This window comes from Paenibacillus sp. Pae15, assembly GCF_024519685.1.
In the GTDB taxonomy this organism is placed as follows: Bacteria; Bacillota; Bacilli; order Paenibacillales; family NBRC-103111; genus Paenibacillus_G; species Paenibacillus_G naphthalenovorans.
Genome location: NZ_JALJRM010000016.1, coordinates 1 through 22,087 on the forward strand (window position 1 = coordinate 1; position 22,087 = coordinate 22,087).

24 protein-coding genes are annotated in these 22,087 nt (G+C 54.7%); 8 read left to right on the forward strand and 16 right to left on the reverse strand.

All coding sequences use genetic code 11. The annotated features are described in order from the left end of the window. From NR121_RS14360 to NR121_RS14370, 3 genes are all read right to left on the reverse strand, one after another. On the reverse strand, window positions 1-1,896 hold a 1,896-nt coding region (locus NR121_RS14360), incomplete at its 3' end, for an AAA family ATPase (protein WP_256831373.1). Then, window positions 1,893-3,170 (reverse strand): metallophosphoesterase family protein, encoded by a 1,278-nt coding sequence (locus NR121_RS14365; protein WP_256831374.1) that lies wholly within the window; start codon window positions 3,168-3,170, stop codon window positions 1,893-1,895. The genes NR121_RS14360 and NR121_RS14365, both read right to left, overlap by 4 nt. 26 nt (window positions 3,171-3,196) lie before the next feature. Further along, window positions 3,197-4,327, reverse strand: coding sequence for a glycosyltransferase family 4 protein (locus tag NR121_RS14370; RefSeq protein ID WP_062407190.1), 1,131 nt, complete (start codon window positions 4,325-4,327; stop codon window positions 3,197-3,199). A 168-nt stretch (window positions 4,328-4,495) separates the two neighbouring features. Between NR121_RS14370 and NR121_RS14375 the strand changes: the two genes are divergently transcribed. Continuing rightward, window positions 4,496-5,638 (forward strand): GGDEF domain-containing protein, encoded by a 1,143-nt coding sequence (locus NR121_RS14375; RefSeq protein ID WP_256831375.1) that lies wholly within the window; start codon window positions 4,496-4,498, stop codon window positions 5,636-5,638. A gap of 132 nt (window positions 5,639-5,770) precedes the next feature. Here the strand turns inward: NR121_RS14375 and NR121_RS14380 are convergent, their stop codons facing one another. Together NR121_RS14380 and NR121_RS14385 are read right to left on the reverse strand one after the other, a co-directional pair. Next, window positions 5,771-5,977: a helix-turn-helix domain-containing protein gene (locus NR121_RS14380; protein WP_054820134.1), complete on the reverse strand. Its 207-nt coding sequence runs from the start codon at window positions 5,975-5,977 to the stop codon at window positions 5,771-5,773. A 189-nt stretch (window positions 5,978-6,166) separates the two neighbouring features. Then, on the reverse strand, window positions 6,167-6,796 hold the full coding sequence (locus tag NR121_RS14385) for a rhomboid family intramembrane serine protease (RefSeq protein WP_256831376.1): 630 nt from the start codon (window positions 6,794-6,796) through the stop codon (window positions 6,167-6,169). Between the two features lie 113 nt (window positions 6,797-6,909). Between NR121_RS14385 and NR121_RS14390 the strand changes: the two genes are divergently transcribed. The 3 genes from NR121_RS14390 to NR121_RS14400 all read left to right on the forward strand — a co-directional run bounded on the left by NR121_RS14390 (window position 6,910) and on the right by NR121_RS14400 (window position 8,848). Further along, on the forward strand, window positions 6,910-7,368 hold the full coding sequence (locus tag NR121_RS14390; RefSeq protein WP_256831377.1) for an S-layer homology domain-containing protein: 459 nt from the start codon (window positions 6,910-6,912) through the stop codon (window positions 7,366-7,368). A gap of 660 nt (window positions 7,369-8,028) precedes the next feature. Further along, window positions 8,029-8,481, forward strand: coding sequence for a helix-turn-helix domain-containing protein (locus tag NR121_RS14395; RefSeq protein WP_062407185.1), 453 nt, complete (start codon window positions 8,029-8,031; stop codon window positions 8,479-8,481). Between the two features lie 109 nt (window positions 8,482-8,590). Next, window positions 8,591-8,848 (forward strand): DUF1450 domain-containing protein, encoded by a 258-nt coding sequence (locus NR121_RS14400; RefSeq protein WP_054820137.1) that lies wholly within the window; start codon window positions 8,591-8,593, stop codon window positions 8,846-8,848. Between the two features lie 52 nt (window positions 8,849-8,900). On the opposite strand, the gene queC is transcribed toward NR121_RS14400, so the two are convergent. The 3 genes from queC to queD form a co-directional block, all read right to left on the reverse strand. Further along, the gene (gene queC, locus NR121_RS14405; RefSeq protein ID WP_062410839.1) at window positions 8,901-9,596 is read right to left on the reverse strand and encodes a 7-cyano-7-deazaguanine synthase QueC; all 696 of its coding nucleotides are present in this window, start codon (window positions 9,594-9,596) and stop codon (window positions 8,901-8,903) included. A gap of 71 nt (window positions 9,597-9,667) precedes the next feature. Then, window positions 9,668-10,327: a 7-carboxy-7-deazaguanine synthase QueE gene (locus tag NR121_RS14410; protein ID WP_082660972.1), complete on the reverse strand. Its 660-nt coding sequence runs from the start codon at window positions 10,325-10,327 to the stop codon at window positions 9,668-9,670. A gap of 44 nt (window positions 10,328-10,371) precedes the next feature. Then, the gene (gene queD, locus NR121_RS14415) at window positions 10,372-10,848 is read right to left on the reverse strand and encodes a 6-carboxytetrahydropterin synthase QueD (RefSeq protein WP_062407184.1); all 477 of its coding nucleotides are present in this window, start codon (window positions 10,846-10,848) and stop codon (window positions 10,372-10,374) included. 210 nt (window positions 10,849-11,058) lie between these two features. On the opposite strand from queD, the gene NR121_RS14420 reads away from it, so the two are divergent. Next, window positions 11,059-12,432 (forward strand): RsmB/NOP family class I SAM-dependent RNA methyltransferase, encoded by a 1,374-nt coding sequence (locus NR121_RS14420; protein WP_256831379.1) that lies wholly within the window; start codon window positions 11,059-11,061, stop codon window positions 12,430-12,432. Window positions 12,433-12,514: 82 nt separating this feature from the next. Here NR121_RS14420 and NR121_RS14425 read toward each other — a convergent pair whose 3' ends face one another. After that, a complete protein-coding gene (locus NR121_RS14425) occupies window positions 12,515-13,558 on the reverse strand; it encodes a hypothetical protein (protein WP_054820139.1) in 1,044 nt (347 codons plus the stop codon). A 190-nt stretch (window positions 13,559-13,748) separates the two neighbouring features. On the opposite strand from NR121_RS14425, the gene NR121_RS14430 reads away from it, so the two are divergent. After that, the gene (locus NR121_RS14430) at window positions 13,749-13,841 is read left to right on the forward strand and encodes a sporulation protein YjcZ (protein WP_082660651.1); all 93 of its coding nucleotides are present in this window, start codon (window positions 13,749-13,751) and stop codon (window positions 13,839-13,841) included. 96 nt (window positions 13,842-13,937) lie between these two features. Here the strand turns inward: NR121_RS14430 and NR121_RS14435 are convergent, their stop codons facing one another. From NR121_RS14435 to NR121_RS14445, 3 genes are read right to left on the reverse strand one after another with little or no spacing between them, the layout of a single operon-like run. Next, on the reverse strand, window positions 13,938-14,750 hold the full coding sequence (locus NR121_RS14435; protein WP_054820140.1) for a Cof-type HAD-IIB family hydrolase: 813 nt from the start codon (window positions 14,748-14,750) through the stop codon (window positions 13,938-13,940). Window positions 14,751-14,769: 19 nt separating this feature from the next. After that, window positions 14,770-15,525, reverse strand: coding sequence for a pseudouridine synthase (locus NR121_RS14440; protein WP_074727887.1), 756 nt, complete (start codon window positions 15,523-15,525; stop codon window positions 14,770-14,772). Window positions 15,526-15,527: 2 nt separating this feature from the next. Next, window positions 15,528-17,003, reverse strand: a complete 1,476-nt coding sequence (locus tag NR121_RS14445) for an RsmB/NOP family class I SAM-dependent RNA methyltransferase (RefSeq protein WP_137669943.1) — start codon at window positions 17,001-17,003, stop codon at window positions 15,528-15,530. A 223-nt stretch (window positions 17,004-17,226) separates the two neighbouring features. Here NR121_RS14445 and NR121_RS14450 point away from each other — a divergent pair, with 223 nt between their 5' ends. Beyond that, a complete protein-coding gene (locus NR121_RS14450) occupies window positions 17,227-17,709 on the forward strand; it encodes a thioredoxin family protein (protein WP_256831380.1) in 483 nt (160 codons plus the stop codon). A 73-nt stretch (window positions 17,710-17,782) separates the two neighbouring features. On the opposite strand, the gene NR121_RS14455 is transcribed toward NR121_RS14450, so the two are convergent. The 3 genes from NR121_RS14455 to NR121_RS14465 are packed head-to-tail and all read right to left on the reverse strand — an operon-like array spanning window position 17,783 to window position 20,166. Then, window positions 17,783-18,208: a DUF309 domain-containing protein gene (locus NR121_RS14455; RefSeq protein WP_235594243.1), complete on the reverse strand. Its 426-nt coding sequence runs from the start codon at window positions 18,206-18,208 to the stop codon at window positions 17,783-17,785. A 34-nt stretch (window positions 18,209-18,242) separates the two neighbouring features. After that, complete coding sequence (gene yjbM, locus NR121_RS14460; protein ID WP_062407171.1) at window positions 18,243-19,046, reverse strand: GTP diphosphokinase; 804 nt, start codon at window positions 19,044-19,046, stop codon at window positions 18,243-18,245. Window positions 19,047-19,065: 19 nt separating this feature from the next. Next, window positions 19,066-20,166 carry a quinone-dependent dihydroorotate dehydrogenase gene (locus NR121_RS14465; protein WP_054819040.1) on the reverse strand — a complete coding sequence of 367 codons (1,101 nt, stop codon included), beginning with the start codon at window positions 20,164-20,166 and terminating at the stop codon, window positions 19,066-19,068. A gap of 166 nt (window positions 20,167-20,332) precedes the next feature. On the opposite strand from NR121_RS14465, the gene NR121_RS14470 reads away from it, so the two are divergent. Next, complete coding sequence (locus NR121_RS14470; protein ID WP_171005842.1) at window positions 20,333-20,470, forward strand: hypothetical protein; 138 nt, start codon at window positions 20,333-20,335, stop codon at window positions 20,468-20,470. A 47-nt stretch (window positions 20,471-20,517) separates the two neighbouring features. Here NR121_RS14470 and NR121_RS14475 read toward each other — a convergent pair whose 3' ends face one another. After that, window positions 20,518-21,927, reverse strand: coding sequence for a L,D-transpeptidase family protein (locus NR121_RS14475; protein WP_256831382.1), 1,410 nt, complete (start codon window positions 21,925-21,927; stop codon window positions 20,518-20,520). Window positions 21,928-22,087 lie beyond the last annotated feature (160 nt).

Here is a 22,087-nt window from a genome sequence, read left to right on the forward strand (position 1 = left end):
CGCCGCAAGCTGCGCCTGCCGCGTGCGGAGCTGCTGGTCGAGGGCATCGAGCCACGGCTCGATGCCCTCCGGCTGCAGCGGCAGCGCGGCAGGCGCCGGGTCCGGGGCGCCGAGCCAGTCGGCAGGCTCGGCTGCGGCGGCCGTCTCCGCGGCGGCTCCCGCATCCGCGAGACGCCGCAGCCGGCGCAGCTCCGCAGCCAGCGCCGCCTCCAGCGCGGCCGCCTGCGCCGGAGCATCCGCGGCCAACCCGCCTGCGTAGGGGCGGCGCTGCCGCGACGCGCCCTTCGACGCCGATCGGCGCGTGACGGTCCAAACCAGGCTAACGCCAAGCAAAATGACAAAAGTAACGCCTGCGGCTACAAACTCCTGCATGATCGCCAGCGCGCCCGGAATTAACAGCGTCAGGGTATAGACTCCGTATAAAGGGGCGCCGGAACCGCCCCCTGAGGAGCCTGAGCGGTGATACTGCTCCCAATCCTTCTCCCGCTGCCGGGCAAATTGGATTTCCTTCAGCGCATCCTTCCAGTCGGACAGCAGGCGGCGGGCCGATTTGATCCGCTCCAGCCCTTCGCGGACGGCTTCTTCATCGGCAGCGTAGAACGGCTCGTCCTCCGACAGCCGTCCATCCGAATCGCCGAGCTCCTGCCGGATCCGCTCCAGCTCCGCCGTCAGCAGCGCATCCTCCTGCCGCCAGACACGCCACTCCTCCCTGAAGGCGGACGCTTGCTCCCGCAGCATGACGGGCGACGGGAGCCCTTCCACATGCTCCGCTGTCCACTGCGGGTCAATCCTCCGCAGCAGCCGCTCCAGCTCAGAGGCAAGCTGCTCTTCCTCCGCCTCCGCTTCGGCAAGCAGCCGCTTCGCCTCCTCATAGGCCGGGCGGCGCTCGAGCAGGTCTTCAAGCTCGGTTTGCCGGTCCAGGACATTCCGGTCCGAACCCTCCATTGAAAGCAAATCCTCTATCCCCCGGCGCAGCTCGGACTGCGCCAGCTCCAGACGGTCCTTTTCCGCAGCAAGCCGCTCCCGTTCGGTTAAGATTGCGTCAAGCCGACTGACCGCGTCTTCAGGAAACCGCTCCAGTCCGTCCGGAAGCGCGCCGAGCTCCTGCTTCAGTTCCTTGGCGCGAACCCAGTGCGGTCTCGCCCGAAGGCAGCGCTCCAACCAGTCCGCCTGCATGGCGAGCTCCGTCTGCAGCGCTTCCAGCCTTTCCTGCTCGGCGGCCAGCTGCCCCGCTTCCGCTTCCATGGCATTATACCGCTCCGCCTGAGCCCGGCTTTCGGCCAGCTCCGCTTCTGCCGCATCCAGATCCTGCAGCGCGCGGTTGATCAGCGGCGTCCGGCCGCGCGGCCGAAACAGCTGCTCAAGCTCCTGAGCGAGCTTCTTCTCCGCTGTGCGAAGCTCCGTTCCGCTTGCGCCAAGCCCCGCGCTGTACAAAAAGCCGCTGATCTCATCGCTTTGCAGCGTCCCCAGCTCCTGCAGCTCCGTCAGGCCGAAAGCGAACAAGCTGCGAAACAGTTCGGGCGTAATGCCGCCAAGCAGTGCCGACAGCTCCGGTTCCCCGCCTGTCGTCCCGTCCGGAAACGTCACGCGGACCCGGCCAGCTGCCGGCGTTCTTCCGCGGCCGCCCTGAGGGCTGGACCAACGCTCCACGCGAATGCGTCTGCCCTGCTCGTCCGAAAGCGTAATCGCACCGCCTTGGCCGCCTCCCTGCCGCGGGCTGTAGCGGTCCGCCGCTCCTCTCGTCCCAAAGCCGAACAGCACCGCACGGATGAAATTCAAGATCGTGCTTTTACCAGCTTCATTCGGCCCGTACACAAGAGATACGGGGCCTTCAAAAGATAAACTCAGGTCCCGGATCCCTCCGAACGCTCCGATATCCAGCCGCTCGATTCTCATCCGCTCCACCTCGTTTCCGTCCCTGCCAGCATGTCGATGGCAAGCTCCTCCGCCTCATGCAGCCATTGCCCAAGCTCCTCCTCGCCCAATTCCGCCAGCAGCGCCGCAAGACGGGGCTGCGCAGAAAGCGGCGAGAGCGCTTCGGCCGCAAACGCAGCCAACCGGGCAGGGTCAGCGCCTGCCGCTTCCGCAAGCCGCAGCAGATCCCCGAGAAATCCCGGGCGGCCTTCCAGTTCTCCGCGGTCTATCGGCGCGCCGGTCCGGTCTTCTACCGACTCCACCCAGACGGTATGCCTGGCCAGGCTTTCCTTCAGGGCCGATCCAAGTTCGGCCAGCACCCCGCCGCGTTTGAGCACGGTATGCATCGGACCCCGGCCTGTCAGCGTCACCCTCAAGATCACGGCCCGTCCTTCGCCTGCCTCGGCGGCTGCCCAGACGGCTTCCTCCAACGCTTCCATCAGCTGCTGTTCCGTTGCCAGGCCGTCTATAGCCGCTTCCGCTTCCTGCCATCTCACATCATCCAGCGCGTGAAACGTAAGCTCCGTCTCTCCTGAAGCCGAGACATCGACGAGATAACATCCCCTGGGCCCGGTCTCGCGAATATGCCGGCCCTGCACGTTGCCCGGATAAACAACCCACGGCTTCTCGTGCAGGATGCGCCGCGTATGTATATGCCCGAGCGCCCAGTAATCGACGCCGCGGGCAAGCAAATCGCCCAGACGGCACGGAGCATAGTTGTCGTGCTTTGCGTCGCCGTCCACGTTGGTGTGAAGCATTCCGATATGATACAAACCGTCACCCCAACCGCGAAACCCCGGCGTCAAATTGTCCGTCACCGAAGATTTTCCGAAGGAAATGCCCGAGACCCTTGCCAAAGCCTCCCCGTCCGCAGCCCGGACGATTTCGCTTTCCACCCCGCCTGCGCCGAACACTTTGACTTCATCGGGCCATGTGAGCTTCGCGCTGTATCCGTCATGCAGAGGATCGTGGTTTCCATGGATGACAAAGGCGGGTATCCGATGACCCGCCAGCGTCTCCAAAGCTTGCCGGAACCGCAGCTGAGCGCGCAGCGAACGGTCTTTGGCATCATATATATCGCCGCTGAACACTACGAAATCAGCCCTCTGGCTGACCGCCAGATCCGTGAGCCGCAAAAGCGCGGTGAAGCTCGCCTCCTTCACCCGCTCCCGCCATGCTTCGGGAAGTCCGGCCAAACCGCGAAACGGACTGTCCAAGTGCAGATCCGCCGCGTGAATAAAACGAAAAGACCTCATGCTTCTCACGACCTTTCATAAGAAATCTAGGCGTCTTTCCGGTAGCTGCGGTACACACTGCGCAGCTGCTGAACAATCCGTGTCATCGAATACGATTTGAGCGCCTTCTCCAGCGCGACCCTCGACAGCTGATACCGGTACATCGGGTCGCCGGCCACTTTCTCCAGCGCCGCCGCGAGCGCAGCCACATCGTCTACGGGAACCAGAAGACCGTTGACGCCGTGCTCAATCTGCTCGGCGATTCCTCCGACCCGCGTCCCTACGAGGGCAAGACCGCAAAGCGCAGCCTCGGCGAACACCGACCCGAAAGCTTCTGCGCGGGAAGGCAGTACAAACACATCGAAAAACGGCATAAAATCTTCCGGGTGAAGCATATAGCCGTAAAAAATCGTATCGTCATAAATGCCCAGCTTTTGCGCCAGCGCCTCCAGCTCCGGACGAATCGGTCCGTCTCCGATCAAATGAAGCACGAACGGCAGCCCCTTGCGTTTCAGCTCCGCGCAAGCGTACAGCAGCGTATCCAGCCCTTTGGCCGGAACCAGGCGGCAGACGCTGATCAGCTGAGGCACCTGATTCTCATGATGTACCGGGCGAAACCTTTTCTCGTCGAATCCGTTGGGAATGACTCCTATTTTCTCGGGCTCCTGCACATAATCGGATAAATACTGCTTGAATGAGTTGGATACGGTGATCAGCTGGTCCGCCTTCTCCTCAAGCTCCCTGTAGAGCGAGGTAAGAAACTGGTATTCCGGGCCGTCTTCACTAATTTTTCCGTTTAGCTTCAATTCGCGCTCGTAGCTGGAATGGATCGTCATAATGAGCGGCGTATCCGGAAAAAGCCGTTTCATGACGAGACCGGCAATCGGATGATGGGCATGAATCAGATCGTAAGAAGATTTGATGCGAAGCTTTGTCCACCATATATAGTCCTTTATCGTCTGAATATATTTATCGACTACCGGATTTCCGGCGTACGGCTCCCAATCGAACGTAGAGAAATGAACCTCTTCGCCGCCTTTGCCTCGCACCCTCTTGGGCAAGGAAAACAGTTCCATTTCCCAGCCCCGTTTGTTGAAGCGCTCCAGCATGAAGGGAACCATGGAGGAAACCCCGCCCGGCTGCTCCGGGGGAAAAAACAAAGCTTGCAATATGCGCATTAGCAGACCTACCTCCGGTCTTCCCGTTGTTGTTGCGGCTGTCCCGCATGTCTCTTCATCCTAATCCTATCAGGTATGGAAAAGGACTACAAGACTTCCCTGCTCGAATATATGTTTGGTATAATGGGTCATATGTAACCGTTTGATAATGGGGGCCTGCCACTTTTCATGGACAACTTCACGATATCGGATATGTTTTTCGGACCTGCGGGGCCGGTTTTCCTGCACTCCATGCTGATTGTAATTATAGGGATGACGATGTTCGTTTCGATCCGCCTTCTGATCACCCGCCGCAAAATCGGCTACCTCTCCATGGTCGTGGCACTTGGTATTTTTCTCCTGCAGTACGGCCAATTAGTTCACCAGACGTTATCGCACAATACGGGCGATGTGCAGACATTTACGGCGCTTGTGCTTAAAGTGCTCGCCTTTGTTATGATGAATATCGGAATGTATCAGCTGTATAACGTCACGCGCAAAAGAGATATTGTCGTTTTTTTCTTGTCCGGCGCTTTAAGCGTTGCGGCAGCACTAACCTATTGGTATGCTCCAATCTGGCTTCAGAGCAGCGAGGAACATCATGCGCTTCTGCGCCCGCTCGGCATGGAGCTGTATTTGTTTATTCTTATTTTTGTAAGCTTTATGCTGGTGAATCCGAGAATCGGACAAAACGGCAAATACCAGCTGATGCTAACTGTTTATTTCGTGATGCATACCGTGCATATGGCCAATCTTTATCTCTTTAACGGAAGTCAGCGTGCGCTGGATCTGTTGGAACGAACCATCCCTTTTGCATTCCATATCGTGCTGTTTCTGTTTATCTTCGAACGCGTCATCGAGCTGATGCAAGCCATTTATATATCGTCCATTACCGACGGACTGACCCGGCTGTATAACCGCAAATATTTTGAAAACCGGGTGAAGCAATACGTACAGCAGCGTGTGCCGGTAGCCGTACTTTTCAGCGATATTGACAATTTCAAAAAATTAAACGATACGAAAGGCCATCAGATGGGGGATCTGGCATTAAAAAAGGTCGCCCAAATCGTGAAGGAGGAAACAGAGGATGCCGGCATTTGCGGGCGCTACGGCGGTGAGGAAATCGTCGTGCTGATCACGGATCCGGATACGAAGGCGGAAAGTCTGGCAGAGCGGATACGTTCAAGGGTCGAAGAGGAAACGAACGTTACCGTCAGTGTGGGCTACAGCTATTATTCCAAAGGGGTAACAGCGGAGGAACTGATCAAGCAGGCAGATGAAGCGATGTACCAAGCCAAAACGACCGGAAAAAACAAAGTCGTAGGCTTTTAGACTCAGCGAGCGCAGTGATGGCAGTCCGGAGACAGAGACAGAAAGCTTCCGACTGCCGTAATTTTATGAACAAAGTCCGGATGCGGCTATGCTGCACTCCATGTCGGCAATCGGCATCCGTCCGGCGCAGGTTTACTCGATGTTAAACAGCTCCTCCATCGGCTGTTCCAACAGCTCGCTGAGCTTCTTGGCGGTGGCGGGCCCGACAGGTTTGACCGAACGCTCCAGCAGGCTGATGTACGCATAGCTTAAGCCCGATAATTTTGCAAGCTCCCGCTGTGTCATCCCTTTGACAATCCGCGCTCTTACGATGGCGTTCGTTTTGGCTTTAATTTTCATTTTCAGCCCCCCAAACTTTCACAAACCTACTTTTTTATTATACCACTTACAATTATACCACTTTAATTTACTAATGCAACCAAATAAGTTCACTATTGTATATTTTTATGTCTTTTCTTCGACAAAAAAAGCGCCTGGAGAACAAGTGTTGTTCACCTTTGGCGCCTGCATTTGGCCTTGCCTCTTTTTCTAAGCTGATCTCCGGGTTCTTCTTTTTATAAAAAGCACGATCAGTGCCATCGCCGCCAGCCCTCCGAGAAAGCCTCCCAGATGGGCATAAATATCGATATCCGGAACAACGATGGAGTAGATAAATCCGACTCCGATAATCGTAAGCACGACTTGCTTCGTCTGGTGGTCGATGATATCTTTGCGGAACACGGCCAAATATAAATATGCGGCATAAATGCCATAAATCGCGCCCGATGCGCCGGCCGAGACAAAATAGTCTTGATGAAACCAGGCGCTGACGAGGTTCCCGGCCAAGCCGCACACCAGATAAAACAGCGCATACCTCCATTTTCCAAGCATTCGCTCCAGCGGCGGCGCAAACACGTATAAAGCAAAGCAATTAAAGAGCAAATGAGCGAATCCGATATGCAAAAACATCGCCGTAAAATACCGCCACGCTTCCGGTTCCAGATTCGGCAGGTCATATAATGCTCCGAATTGAATCAATGTAACGGTATCCTGGGATGAACCGAACCATTCCATCAGACCCACCAGAATGATATGAATACAGATCAAAACCGCAGTGACGGGGTACCACTTGATATATTGTTTTAAGCTCTCTGTCCGGCTGAACACCGTTATCCACACCCTCTCCCGCGATTTATTCTTCTATCTAATTGTAATGAAAAATGCACCGGAACAGCAAATCGATCTAAAAATTAGATAACGTCCGGATAGATCGGACCGGAGGTCTAGTCGTTGTGTTGTTGTTAACCATTTACTCCTGTTCCAAAAGATTTCTAGGAGGAAAAAATGAAGAACACTATTCATTTGCATGGCCGCACTTACACTCTTGTCCGCACAAGCACCAGCTGGTACTCAAACGGCAACCGCTGCACTCGCCGATGATATTAAATAAGGTCATCCGAAATAGCTTCAAAGACATTGCAGGCCACTGGGCGGAATCCAGCATCGTTCAAGCCGTTAAGCGCGGTTATGTTGATGGTTATCCTGCCGGAAACTTTCTCCCTAACAACAAGGTTTCTCGAGCAGAATTCGTTAAAATGCTAGTTTCCGCATTGGCACTGGATGTCGGTACAGCATCAGGTAATTGGGATACACCGTATGTGAATGCCGCACAAACAGCAGGGATATACAAGGCCGGTGATTTTAACGGTGCACTCGTTTCAAATACGACGAGATCTCCGTGGGTCAAATGAATTGGTCCGTAGATGGTTTAATGGGGGATGGGGCATGATCCGTGCAGATCATCGGGGTGCTGAGAAATTCGATGGATTACAAGGAATTCCGACATCTGAGTCTCTTACCAAACTAAAACCTCGGGACCCGTAAGGGTCCCTTGGTCTTTTTTCACCGAAAACGGTCCTTAGGCAGGAATATCGCGTTGCAACCAAGATCGGGAGAACCCTTTGCCGCAGGCCAAACGGCCGGCCGCTGTAAAGCCGGTTCAGGAGATCCCGACGAGATGTCAACCGGCCTTAGGCTGAAGCCGAATGCTCCTCTTCCAGATGGCAGTACTCACACTGGCACATGCCTGCATTGTAAAGGGTAAGATTATAGTAATGGAATCCAGATGAAAAAACGGTTTCACATTCGGAATATTTCAACGTATGGATCTCTTCGCATAAAATACAATAGTACATAATGCCCGACTCCTTTTTGACTTATACGACAATTATATACAATTTGTATCCAAAACTCTACAGAAAGTTACGAAATTTCGCAAAAAAACTTAAATATCATCCATCGGCCAATGATTCGTTGGTCCGACATTGTATTTGCTATTGTATACTGATATTATAATATTGTTAACCTTTGTTTACCTGTTCGTTTTTTATCCTTTTAATGAGAGGTTGCCTATGGATTTCTATGATCAGTTAAAAGATATGCGCAAAATGAAAGGGTTCACGATACGCGAGCTGGCGGACCGGTCCGGCGTCTCGGCGGCCTACATCTCCCAATTGGAGAACGGGAACCGCGGCGTTCCCTCACCCGACGTGCTGATGAAGCTGTCGGAAGGGCTGAATATCCCTTACACCGAGCTGATGCAGATCGCCGGCTACCTGGACAAATCATCCGTAGAGCATGAAAACCGCAACTATAAAAAGACCCACATTAACTTGCGGAGGTTTCTACGCGAGAATGATCTTGTTTTTGACGGCATTGAGCTTACCCCTACGGATAAGGAATGGATTGAACGGATGCTTACCGTCCTCTTCTGGAAACAAAAAAAGCTGCAAGGCCAGGAACGTCACTCTCCGGAGCACGATTCGGAGGTTGGAACCACGTTTACATATGATCACGAAAAATAAATTCCGCTGGCGATATTCGGCATCACATTGACGAGGCTCGGGTACATCGATATAATTACAACCGTCGTGAAGTACTCTAAGCTGATTCCCGGATAAGGATGTGCTGTCATTGAGATCTGTCTTTTTAGAATATTGCAGCAATAATCTGCGGCTGAAGAATACACAAACCTATGAACATATGGAAGATAACCATCCTCATCTTATCCAAAAAGTAAGAGGCTGTCTGGACCACTGCGAACGATGCAAGCTTAACCCGTTTGTCATTGTTAACCGCCCTAAGAAATGGTTCGGTTACGAATCGGAATATATGGAAGCCGCCAGTTCGGAACAACTGATCGAAAAGATCGAAAAGGAATTGAAGCATTAACGCAAAAAAAACCGGCACTTAAGGCTCATTTGAGCCTGGAGTGCCGGTTTTTTTATTCCTTTCCGGTCCGATACGGAACAGGATCCGTTGCTTGCGCATCGGCAAAGCCTTTCAGCCGGAGACGGCAGCTGTCGCATACGCCGCAGGCCTCCTCCTGCCCGTTATAGCAAGAGGTCGTAAGCTGATACGGCACGCCAAGCCGCATCCCTTCCCGGATAATCTCCGCTTTGGTCCAATGGATCAGCGGCGTCTCAATCCGGATCGGCCCCCCTTCAACACCTACGCGGGTAGCAAGAGCCATGACCTCCTGCACCTTGCGGATAAACTCCGGACGGCAGTCTGGATAGCCGCTGTAATCTAGGGCATTGACACCGATATAGATCGCTTCAGCTCCGCTCACCTCGGCATAAGACGTGGCGATCGAAAGGAACAGCAGATTGCGCCCCGGTACATAAGTAATCGGAATCTCGGAGTCTACCGCGCCACTTTCCCCGGCCGGCGGCACCTCGATCGATTCATCGGTCAGCGCGCTGCCGCCGAATTCTTTAAGGAATCCGAGCGAAATCACCCGATGCCTGTCCGACACGCCGTAAAATTCGGCCACTTGCCGGGCGTTCTCAATTTCTCTTCTTTGACGCTGCCCGTAATCGAAGGTAATCGGATACAGTTCGTAACCGGCCTCTTGTGCAATTCCCATGCACGTTGTACTGTCCAAACCGCCGCTTAAAATGACGACTGCCTTTTTCATATGCAATACTATCCCTGCCTTTACTCTCGTATCGTTGGTTGGTCCTTTCAAACCGAAAAGCCCGGCCGCACTCATACGCCGCGCATCGCCGGGTCCCAAATGATTTTGTGCATCTGCATATTCAGCTTGACCTGGGACAACCCGTGTTCCAGCATGAGACGGACCAGCTTGTCAGGGGGCATCGTTTCCCATACAGGACTGAACAGCGGCAGCGCAGCCGTCGGGAACGTTTCGAGCACCGTTTTGGCCGCCAGAAAATCGCGGTCGCTGCCGATCACGAATTTCAGCTCGTCCTGGGGACGCAGCTTGGACAGGTTCGCTGTAATCATTTTGTCCTCTTCACCGGAATCGGGCAGCTTGTAATCCATAATATACCTTACAATCGGAGATTTGATCCTTTCCAGGTACGGGGTAAGGTCAATGGCTCCGTTGGTCTCGATATGCAGATCCGTATATCTCCCGGTGGCAGCCAGGGCTTCAATCAGAGCCGTCGATCTGTCCCCGTAGAGCAGCGGCTCGCCGCCCGTCAGACACACATGCTTTGATGAATAACGGCTTGCCTCCGCCACGATATCGCCTATGGTCATCACGAATTCCGCTTCCGCTGGCGGATAGCTGTATTTGGTATCACACCAGGTGCAGCGCAGGTTGCATCCGAACAAACGTATAAATACCGTCGGGAAGCCCGCTCGCGACCCTTCTCCCTCCACCGTCTCGAAAATTTCAACCATGGGCAGTTTAATCTCGTTTATGTCTACACGTTCGGCAGCTTGACTCAAGAGAGTTCATCTCCCATCAACCTAGCCGTCACCGAAGCGTAGCTGGTAGGTGTCTCCCATAAACGGACTTCCTCTACCCGCACCGCAGGGTACAGCCCTTCGCTTGCCAAAGCGTCCCGCAGCTGCTCATACATCCAGACGACCATGTTTTCGGCAGTGGTGTTCATCGGCGGCAGGACTTCATTCAAATAACGGTGATCCAGCCTGTCGAGGATGCGGGCTTTCGCTATTCGTTTGATGTCGGCAAAATCAATCGTAATGCCCCGCTCGTCCACCTTGCCCCGCATGATCACCTGGAGCTTATACGTATGCCCGTGGAGGCTTTTGCACTTGCCCTCATAACAATGCAGATGGTGCGCGCTGTCAAATGTGAATTCCTTCGATACGAGCACTTCTCTGTCATGATACTTGAGCTGGCTCTTCTGTATGTCTTCCCCTAACGTTTGCACTTTTTTGGGGATTTCGTATTCCATTGGTCATTCACCTCTTTACCCAAGGATAAACGCGATGCCGGCCCCTCGGGACGGAGCGTCAGTCAAGGTGATTCAGATACGGGTATAGAATCTTGGCGACAACCTTACTGAATCAACGAACTATTATATCACGCGGGGTAGACTTCTCACAATATGGCGAAGCTTGTATAATGAAGAATAGTTTGCAGACAAAGGAGAGAAACGCATCCTATGATGCAATTACCCGAAGCATTTATCGAACAAATGAAACGGCAGCTCGGCGACGGCGCGGAAGCGTTCCTCTTGAGCTATACTTTTCCCCGGGTCCTGGGTTTGCGTTTGAACCCGGTCAAAATCAGCAGGAGTAACGGACTCGCCTTAGAGCCGCTGGTAAAGATGTTCGGTCTTGAATCGGTGCCCTGGTGCGACACCGGATTTTATTACCGGGAGGAAACAAAACCGGGAAAGCATCCTTACCATGCGGCCGGCGTGTATTACATACAAGAGCCTTCGGCCATGTCCGCCGTCGAGCTGCTGGATCCGCGTCCTGGTGAGATCGTATTGGATCTTGCCGCCGCTCCGGGAGGCAAGTCGACACAGATTGCCGGCAAGCTTGCGGGCCGGGGGCTCCTGATTTCGAATGAAATCCATCCTGCGCGGGCCAAAATCTTGTCGGAAAACATCGAACGGATGGGTGTGCCTAACGCCGTTGTGGTCAGCGCGGCGCCTCGGCAGCTGGCCGAACGGTTTCCCCGCTTTTTCGATAAAATCATGGTGGACGCCCCCTGCTCCGGCGAAGGCATGTTCCGGAAGGATCCGGACACGATCAAGGAATGGTCGCCTGAACATGTGGAGATGTGCGCGGCGCGGCAGAAGGACATCCTGGATGCCGCCGTCACGATGCTGAAGCCGGGCGGACGGCTGGCCTATTCCACCTGCACATTCAATGAGCTGGAGAATGAACGGACGGTCGAAGCGCTGCTGCAGCGGTACCCGAAGCTTCAGCTCGAGCGGATGGAGCGCATTTGGCCGCATCTTGAGGCCGGGGAAGGTCACTTTGTAGCCGTCCTGCAGCTCTCGGAAGCATCGGGGAGCCTAACGGCGGCAGCCTCCCAATCTCGCAAAAGGGCACAACGGGGCGGGCGAAAACAGCGTCCCGAAGAGGACGCCATGCGGCTGTTTAAAGACTTCGCCGCGGAGGCATTGAGCCCCGGCCGTTTCGAGCTTCCGCCGGGTGAACCGCTGCTCTTCGGCGGGCAGCTGTACTGGCTGCCGACCGTGATGGACTGCCCGTTTGACGGCGCATGGCTACAGGGCATGAAGGTGCTGCGACCGGGTCTGCATCTTGGGGAAGTGAAGAAGGGACGGCTTGAGCCTGCCCATGCCCTCGCTCTTGCCCTGCCCTCGGCTTTGACTGTCAGCCATGCGGCGGACTTCGCAGCGGACAGTTCGCAAGTACAGCGCTATCTTCAAGGAGAAGTCATCGAACGTCCCGCGGCAGGCAGCGGCTGGACCCTGGTTACCGTCGACGGTTACCCCCTCGGCTGGGGCAAGCAAACGGGGCACCAGCTTAAGAATCACTACCCCAAAGGGCTCAGGCGCTAAAGGCAAGCGACCGGCGTCTTGCCGGTAATATAATGAAGGCTGTCCCGCTGGATGAGCTCATCTTGCGGAACAGCCTTTCTCATTAATGCACGTGCTCCGTCTCGAACAATACTTCTTCGATCAGCCGGTTTTTGTGCATCATCGTCAGATTTATGGTATCATAGTCCTTCTCTTTATCCAGCTCTTCCATCAATAAGGTAGCGATCAGCTCGCGATCGTCCGTGCTTCCCGGCTCCCGGAAATCGATAAAGCCCGTAAGCTGCCGCTGACTGATATCCACCGTAGCCGTCCCGATCGGCAAGCCGCCGCGAGATTGCTGATAGATCTCATACGTAAGCACACCCCCGTCATCGCGTGCCAGGACAATCGTATACTCATTCCGCAAAGGGCTTGAATAAACGTCCGGATCATCGTCTGCATCGTCTTTCGGCAGCAGATCCTCATGCGTCAGTTCGATGGTTTCGATGAGTTCATCGAGGTGCTGCATATGAATGACAAAGCCGTCCACTTCATCCTCGTTAAAATCAAGAATGATCAAATCGGCGATGGTATTCAGCTCTTTTTCCGACGGCTCGAACAGCCAATCGACCGTTCCTGTCACGATACGGTCTTCTATGGTGAGGAAAACTTCAGCTACCAGATCGTCCTCATGGTCATAAATATGATACTCAATCGAATCGTCGTCCTCACCAACAACGACCATTTCATAATCGGCCATCGTATACTCTTCCCGTTCGTCCGGATTCTCATCCTCCAGGCGTGTACTGTAGTCCACCCAATCGGGACCGTATTCCGGCACCTCCTCCGCATCGGAACTGCGGTTTTGCGGCGATGGCGCGTCTTCTGTCGCAATGACGTGATCATAACTGCTGTAAGTGACCATTACTTCGCAATCACGTGCACGCAAAGCGTCCACAAGCGCCCAGACATAAGTGTGCACGTGATCGGATACCTCGTCTTTTTCGGTCTCGGACAACACTTCTTTCTCCAACTGGAGCGTGCCCGCGATTCGGTCGGATTCCCGGTAGACTAACGCCAGCGTTCCAACAAAACGATTTTTGTACAAAATGTCGCAAACCTCTCCGCCGGCCGTTTTCAAATCCGGTCTAAGCATGACATGATTCATTCGGGTCCCCTCCAAGCTGGCACAGTATGGTTACACGATTAGCATGTCCTCTCCCGGCCAAAATTTATGCGCCCCGGGTCATCCGCCCAAACCAATACGGTCATATGTCATATCCTATAGCAGACAGTTGCCCTATAAAAGATTTCAATGCGGCATTAGATGAAAACAATCACGTTAAGGAGGTATTTCCATGTCTCATTCTCACGGTTATTTCACATCGACGGGTGTCATTCTGGTTTTGTTTATTCTGCTGGTGGTCTTGCTTAGGGCAGGCATTTATTGATTTGCTGCGGTAATCCATGAAAGAGCATGCCGGCAAAAGAAGGCCGGAGCATTCTCCAAGCCTTCTTTTGCCGGCCGCGGCAGCTCATACATACGCTTATTGGCCCGCCAACTCCGGGCACACATGACGCATAAGCGCTTCTGCCACGCCTTCCTCATTATTTGAAAGTGCAACCTCATCCGCAGCCAGCTTGACCTCCTCCGGAGAATTGCCCATGGCTATGCCAAGCCCGGCAAAGCGGAGCATATCGATATCGTTATAATAATTGCCCATGGCCAGAATAGAGGACGGTTCAATCCCCCACATCCCGGAAAGGTTGCTCAGCGCACGTCCCTTGGATACGGATTTGAGCATGACGTCGATAAAATGCGCTCCGCTCCGGATCGCTTGAAGCGAGGACGGCAGGTCGAATGAAGCCAATTGCCGTTCTACCCGATCCATCGCTTCCTGCGAACCGAACATCGTAAATTTCACGATAGGTACCGTCAAGGCAAGCACATCATCGACCCGTTCCGGAACCGCCATATATTTTTCGTACATCGCCGCTTCCGCTTCGCCTACGTGTTCCACATACATTTTCCATGAGGTGTTCAAGTCAAAATGCACATGCTCCGCGCGGCAGTATTGGACAAGCCCCGCAATATGCCCGATCGGAAAAGAAAATTCATGCAGCAGCCGGGAGCCCGGCGTCTCGACCGTAGCGGCCCCGTTATGCGCAATCAGCACCCCCTCAAATCCCATTTGCTCCATAATCGGAACCGAGCTTTCCGGTGCTCTCCCGGTACACAGCACGATACGGCTCCCCGCCTCATGAACCCGCCGGAGTGTGGATACCGTACGCTCTGTCAGCTCGTAATTGTCGTTCAACAGCGTTCCGTCCACATCAAGCGCAATTAATTGGTATTGCATTTCCTGCCCACTTCCTTCTCTAGCTCTTATGATATTCACCATGCTCCTTTAAAGACAGCCGTTCTTTTTCCGTCAACTCCCGGTACTTCCCTGCAGGAAGATTCGGGTCAAGCTTCAGCGGTCCCATGGCGATCCGTTTGAGAAAAACGACGCGTTTCCCAACCGATTGGAACATGCGTTTTACCTGATGAAACTTCCCTTCCATAATGGTGAGCTCAATACGGGACAGCTCGGATTGCGCCGGGTTTCCCCTGTGCAGAATGACAAGCTCCGCCGGCATCGTGACGTACCCGTCATCCAACGTGACGCCGCGGGCAAACGCAGCCTTATCGCTTTCGTCTACGGCTCCCTCTACCTCGGCATAATACGTTTTGGGCACATGCTTGCGGGGAGACAGCAATTGATGAGCCAGCTTGCCGTCATTGGTCAGCAGCAGCAGCCCTTCCGTATCTTTATCCAGCCGTCCGACGGGAAACAAATCAAAATGGGCGTACCTACTATCGATCAGATCCAGAACAGTACGGTCCCGGGTGTCTTCCGTGGCCGAAACAACACCCTGCGGCTTGTTCAGCATCAGGTAAACGAATTCCCGGTACACGACCGGCTCTCCGTCCACATGGATTTCATCGCGCTCCGGATGCACCTGCTGCCCGCTGTCTTTGACCGTCCTGCCATTCACGCTGACGGCTCCGCGTTTTACCAGCTGTTTGATCTCGCTGCGCGTACCGAAGCCCGTATGAGCGAGAAGCTTGTCTAAACGAAGCGTTGCTTTCATCTCTATGTCCACCTCCAGCCGGGAGGATATTCGTTCTTGAGCAGGCCGTCCTGCCATTTGGCCCAGCCGGCGGGAAAACCGTCGATGCAGACGAGGCAGTAGCCCTTGGCCGGCACACCTTCTCCGGCCGTACGCAGCTCGTCGGGGGCGTGCATCAGCGTCTCGCCCTTCAAGTAGCGCACGGCCCGCGGATCGTCGGCCGTGAAGGTCACCGTACGCAGCGCCTCCTCCGCGCGCAGCCCCATCGCCAGCGCGTGCGACGGCACAAAGCGCTGGCCCGCGGCGCTGCCGAGGTACCAGCCGGGCCGGATGACCCGGACTCCGTCCAGCGGCGGCAGCCCCATTGGCGCAGCGTACACATGCTCGCCGCGGCACACAAGGCCCGCGGCGTCGTACGGCGCCGCCGCCAGCTGCTCCGCCGCAAAGCGCGCAAGCGCCTCGCGCGGGTCGGCCGCCGCGGCCTTCGCGGGCCGCTTGCCTTCCCGGCGTGGCGCCTTAGCGGCGGCCTGCGTCACGAAGGGCCGCGCGCCCGCCTCCTCCGGCGCAGCCTGCCCGCGATGGCGCAGCACCGCGACAAAGTGGCCTTCGCCCTCAAGGCGATGGGGCCACAGCTTTGCCGTGCCGGCAACCTCGGCCGCGCGGCCGCCTTGTTCGCCCAGCCAGTCAGGACGTCCCGGCATCCAGCCGCTGCGTTCCGGAATCGGCTCCACCTCGAATAAAGGATGCGCTTCAAGAAACTCCGCGATGATCGCTTCATTCTCCTCCGGCGAGAACGTGCAGGTCGAATACACCAGCCGACCGCCGGAACGCAGCATACGAGCCGCCTGCCGCAGCAAGATCCGCTGTATCGCAGCGTACTTCCCGGGCCAATCCGGACGCCAGGCTTTCGCCATGTCCTCTTCCTTGCGGAACATCCCCTCCCCCGAGCAGGGGGCATCGACCAGGATTTTATCGAAATATCCGGCGAAAGGCTCCACCAGCTTGTCCGGATTTTCATTGAGCACAACCGCGTTTCGAACTCCGCTGAGCTCGATATTTTTCACCAGCGCCTTGACCCGGTCCGGATGCACGTCATTGGCGACAAGCACGCCGGTCCCCTGCAGCTTCCCGGCGAGCTGGGTGGTTTTGCCCCCGGGCGCGGCGCACAAATCAAGCACCCGGTCGCCGGGACGTACGTCGAGCAGCTCCGCAGGCGCCATAGCGCTTGGCTCCTGGATGTAGTATAGTCCGGCATGGTAATGCGGATGCTTCCCCGGACGATCCTCTTCACGGTAATAGAACCCGGTTTCCGTCCAGGGCACCGGCTCCAGCCGGAAATTCGTCAGCTCCTGAAACCGGGACGGCTTGAGCTTCAATGAATTGACACGCAGCCCGTACAGCCGCTCCTTATGGTAGGAAGCCAGAAAATCCGCAGACTCCGCCCCCAGCAAACGTTCCATTTTATCCAAAAATGCTTCAGGCAGCATCAGCACCGTCATCAGTTCTCAACTCGCTTTAATTGTTCTACAGGCATTAGTCCAATTGTACTTATTATCGTCCGGCTCCGCAACGAGCGGATCCCCGCATCCGCTTCAACCGCTCATGTCATCCGCAAGTTCGAAATTCCTTCATTTTTAGGGTACAATCGTAGAAGGAAACGAAAGAGTAAGTAACGAATATTTTGAAAGAACGTTACACCACTAAGAAGAAAAGAGGAGCACTATGAAAAAGCTTGGCATTTATTTATCCATCATCGTCGTTCTCTTCGGCGCGCTTTATGTTGTAAATCAGCAGGCCAATCAAGCCAAATACGGCAAGTATGCCGATAATGTATACGGCATTGACCCGAGCAAGCTTCATCCCGAAACGCTGAAGCTGCTTGACGATCCTAACTACCAGAACATTATTTTACCTGACGCACTGGACAAGAAAATCGCCGCACAGGAAGATTTTTTCCTCTACTATTTTGCATCCACCTGCTCCCACTGCAAAGCGACGACTCCGGTGCTGATGCCTGTCGCCAAAGAACTGAACGTGGATGTCAAACAATTTAACCTGGAGGAATACCGTGACGCCTGGCAGCGGTATAATATTCAATTCACGCCTACTTTCGTATATTATAAAGACGGCAAAGAAGTAGAACGTCTGGAAGGCGAACAAACCGCCGATACGTTCCGCAGCTTTATCGCCAAACATAAACAATAGCCCTTCACATAGAAGCAGAGGAGCCGCTGTCCTCTGCTTTTTTCAGCCCGTTGTCCCTATGATCCCGGGGCCTTCACGGCGCATCCTCTTCATGAGCCTCCGGCGGATGCAGGCGAAGCTCTTCCACCAGCGCTTCCAGCTGCGGATCCGTGACCCGAATATCCAAATCGTAAAAAGCAAACGGTTCTTCCTCCAAACGAAGAAGCTTCGCCAGATACGTTTTGCTGTCCTCGCGAAGCTGGTGCAGATCGATCCCGAGACGATCGCCCGGATATCCCTCCAGCTTTTCTATCGCAGCGGTAAACAGCTTTATCGCCCCGTTCACATTCCCGTTCCTATAATGGTAAAGGCCTACCGCTACCTGCAGCAGGCCTTGATAAAGAGGATTTCGGCCTTCTTCCAGCCACAATTCCTCCATCACCTCGTGACATTCGAAGTAATCCCTTGCTTCATTAAAATAGTATACAAACTGTACATACAGAGGATCATAGGTATTCAAAGGGCAACCCTCCCCCATTTTATCCGGAGCCGGTTTACGGCGTTGAACCTTTTTTGGCCCGGATGATGGCATCTTCGATTTCGCTGGAAAGACGCTTCAAATGCCAGACGTCATCCGTATCCCAAAGCTCGTTGAAGCGCAGCTGAAACTGCGCCGCCTCGCGAACCCGGTGGTAAAAATACAGCTCCTGGATGCCGTTTAGAACCCGGTTGACGATGTTCGATTTATCCTCGAACAGCTTCTGAGCTTCCATAATTTCCTCGCGGATGTTGCTCATTTCCTGGTCGAGCAGAAACGCCGCTTCCGCCGCCTTGCTGAGCCGGTTCAGCACCTTCTCCGGCAGGCTTTCCCGATATTTATAGTTCAACGAATGCTCAATCGTAGCCCAAAAATTCATCGCCAGCGTGCGGAGCTGGATTTCGGCCAATACCCGCTTCATGCCGAGCGCCGTTTGTACCGGGTATTCTACGATCATATGGTAGCTGCGGTAGCCGCTTGGCTTTTTATTGAGAATGTAATCCTTCTCGTAGATCAGCTTCATATCCTCGCGTTTGCGGATCAGTTCGGCCAGCCGTTCAATGTCCTCGACGAATTGGCACATGATCCGGATCCCGGCAATATCCTCGATACCTGTCTCCAGCTTTTCCATAGGCACATTGAGCCGCTTGGATTTTTCCAGAATGCTCGAAATCCGTTTGACCCGGCCCGTGACGAATTCAACCGGAGAATATTCCTCCCAGATTTTCAGTTCTGCGCGCATGGTTTTGAACTTTACTTTCAATTCCTCAACCGCTTGTTCATAGGGCATAAGGAATTTTTTCCAATCGCGTCCGTCCAATCGCTACTCCTCCATTCTCCTAGCCTCGATGCTCTGAACCGATCGCTTCGGAAATATGCTTGAAACCGTCCTTTCGAAGTAAAGCCCGAAGTCCCTCGTTAATGCGTCCGATAAGAGCAGGACCTTCATAGATCAATCCCGTATAGACTTCAACCAGACTGGCCCCGGCCCGTATTTTTTCATAGGCGTCTTCCGCGGAGAAAATCCCCCCCGAACCGATAATCGGAAGCTGCCCGCCTGTTGCTTTGTAAACAGCGCGAATGAGCTGCGTGGATCGCTTAGTGAGCGGACGGCCGCTCAATCCCCCGGCCTCGCTGCGGTGCGCACTCTGCAGCCCGTCGCGGGAGATGGTCGTGTTCGAGACGATGATGCCGGAAATATTGCTCCGCAAGATCGTATCCACCATATATTCCACTTCTTGCGGCTGCAGGTCCGGAGCGATTTTCACCAGCACGGGCTTTTCCCTTCCGCCAAAGCGCGCATGCTGCTTGCGTACCTCGTCCTTCACGGCGGCAAGCAGCCTGGACAAGTCGTCTCCATGCTGAAGATTGCGCAAATCCGGCGTATTCGGAGAGCTGATATTCACAACGAAAAAGTCGCCGTAACCATACAGCGCCTGGATGCATGCACGGTAATCTTCCTCCGCCTGCTCGTTTGGCGTCGATTTATTTTTGCCGATATTAATCGCCAGCGGGATCGTTCGCTTCCCCTGATTCCGCAAATTACGCTTCATTCCTTCAATGCCTACATTATTAAAGCCCATTCGGTTGATCAGCGCAGCGTCTTCCGGCAGTCTGAACAAGCGGGGCAGCTCATTGCCCGCCTGGGGCTTGGGCGTTACCGTTCCAACCTCCATAAACCCGAAGCCGATGTTTGAAAATGCGGGGACCGCCTTCGCATTCTTATCCAGTCCCGCTGCTAATCCGACAGGATTGGCAAACGTAATTCCCCAAAGCTGCATCTCCAGCTCAGGAGCCGGCCGAACCCCCCATACCGAACGGAGCAGCATTCGCCCCCCTGGCAGCTTACCGACCGTATGCATTCCGTCAATGATAACATGATGCGCTTTTTCCGGGTCCATCCCAAATAGAACCGGTTTGGCGATTTTTTTGTAAAGCATACTTCTGTCCTCTCCCCGCACGTTCTCTCGTCTTTTACTCTCTTTTGACAGTGTATCGTTTTGCGGGACAAAAATAAAGAGGACAAGCTGCAAAATCCCCCTGCCAATCCGGCTGCATTATGTTAATATTATGTTTAAACTCACTCTTTCGGAAGGGCCGATTGTCATGCCAAAGAAAAAAAACTCCTCCTATTTGCAGCGCAAAGCGAAGGAGCAGCCGAACAAAAAGCTGATCATCTGGATCAGCTCCATATTTGCAGCGATTGTCATCATCATGGCCGTACTCCTCATCCTCGGCAGCTAGCCATCCTCCAGGGAAGCCCGAAGCCTCTGTCCGGCCAAGCCGACCTTTCAGTTCAGCCATCGGTACACTTTCCCCGGGTTCGTTTCCCCGGTCTGCAGCGGCAGCCTGAACGGGCTCCCGCTGCGTGATTCTTCCGCCGGCAGCAGCCCTCTGCCGATCGTTACCGGTGTACCGAGCGGCGTCATGTCGAACAGTTCTTCCACATCCTCCTTGCGCATCCGGATACAGCCCAGGGACTCGTCCTTGCCGATGCTCGACGGCCGGTTCGTTCCGTGAATGGCATAAAGGGTATCCGAAAGCGTCATGCCCCGGCTGCCGAACTCGCCGTTCGACTTCCCGTTCGGGTTGCGGACCTTTTCCGTGATCGCAAAGGTCCCTTCGGGCGTACGGTCGCCTCCCAGCCCGACGGCGTAGCTGCGCACGATCAGATTGCCGCTGACTAGAGCCAAACGGTGGGCGGACTTGTCGACCACAATCCGCAGCGGCTCCTTCATCGGCCTCGTCAAGCCTTCCGCGCCCGGCATGGCCTCTGACGCTTTTGGCGACCCGTTTTGCTTTACCCATTCGGCCGTTTCGGCAGCGATTTCATCTTTCTGCCGGTCGAACAGCTCCTGCATGTCCGCGGTAACGCCGGGCAGCACATTACCGGGATAAGGCGCGGTTAATTCCGTCAACTGCTCCGGTGCCCGGCCATTCGCTTTGGTATAATACGCTATGGCTGATTTCAGCACGAGCTCCTGCTCCTGTTTGGACATCCATGCGGCTACGATCTGCTCCGCCTTGCCAGGATCGGCCGGCTGACAGCCGCAGCTCTCGGCATCATGGTAATTGATTTGCTGCTGCGAAGCATCCTGCTTCGCTTCGACGGAAAGCAGCACCTCCGGCTTTCTCAGCCAGCTGATCCACGAGGTTTGTCCCATCGGAATCCCCCTGGCCAAAATCGCGAAGCTGCTGATTCTCTCCTCCAGCAGCATGCTCTGTAAAGCGGCTCCGATCCTTTCCTGGGTCTTCCCTCCGGTAATATAATAGACTTTTGTCTCCTGCAGCTGTGCGGGGGTTACGCCTTCCGGGAGCGGCACTTCCTTCTCCGTTACGTATACAGGCAATGAAGGAGCGCCTGGCGCGAATAATACCGCAGCCGCCAACATCAGGAGCGCCAAGCCTAATCGGAGACGGCCCATACGGCGGCGGCGCTTGCGGGTCGAGCCCCAACCCCGGATCTGCTCCAATGCTTCGGGGGGCAGATTGACCTTCTGATTCTCATAAGCCTCGTATATTTCGCCTGCCTGGGCGTAACAATACAGCGCCTTGCCTTGTTTGCCCTGCGCTTCGTATTCGCGTCCAAGCAAGTACCACGCCATCTTATTGTTCGGATGCTCTTTGACATATGTTTTTAAATACTGCGGGTCCTGCTTAAAAAAGAGTTGAAGCTGATCTTTTGGATCCTTCGATTTCAAGAGCATTCCCCTCTTTCCGCCTCGTCCACTAAATTATCGGCGTTTGCCGTGCGGTTTTTGAGAGTATGGGGAACAAAAACGCCTTCCGCAGGCCGAACGATCGGCCGGGAAGGCGAATTTCATTGAAAGTCGGAAGATAGCCCTCTTCCCGGCTTTGAAC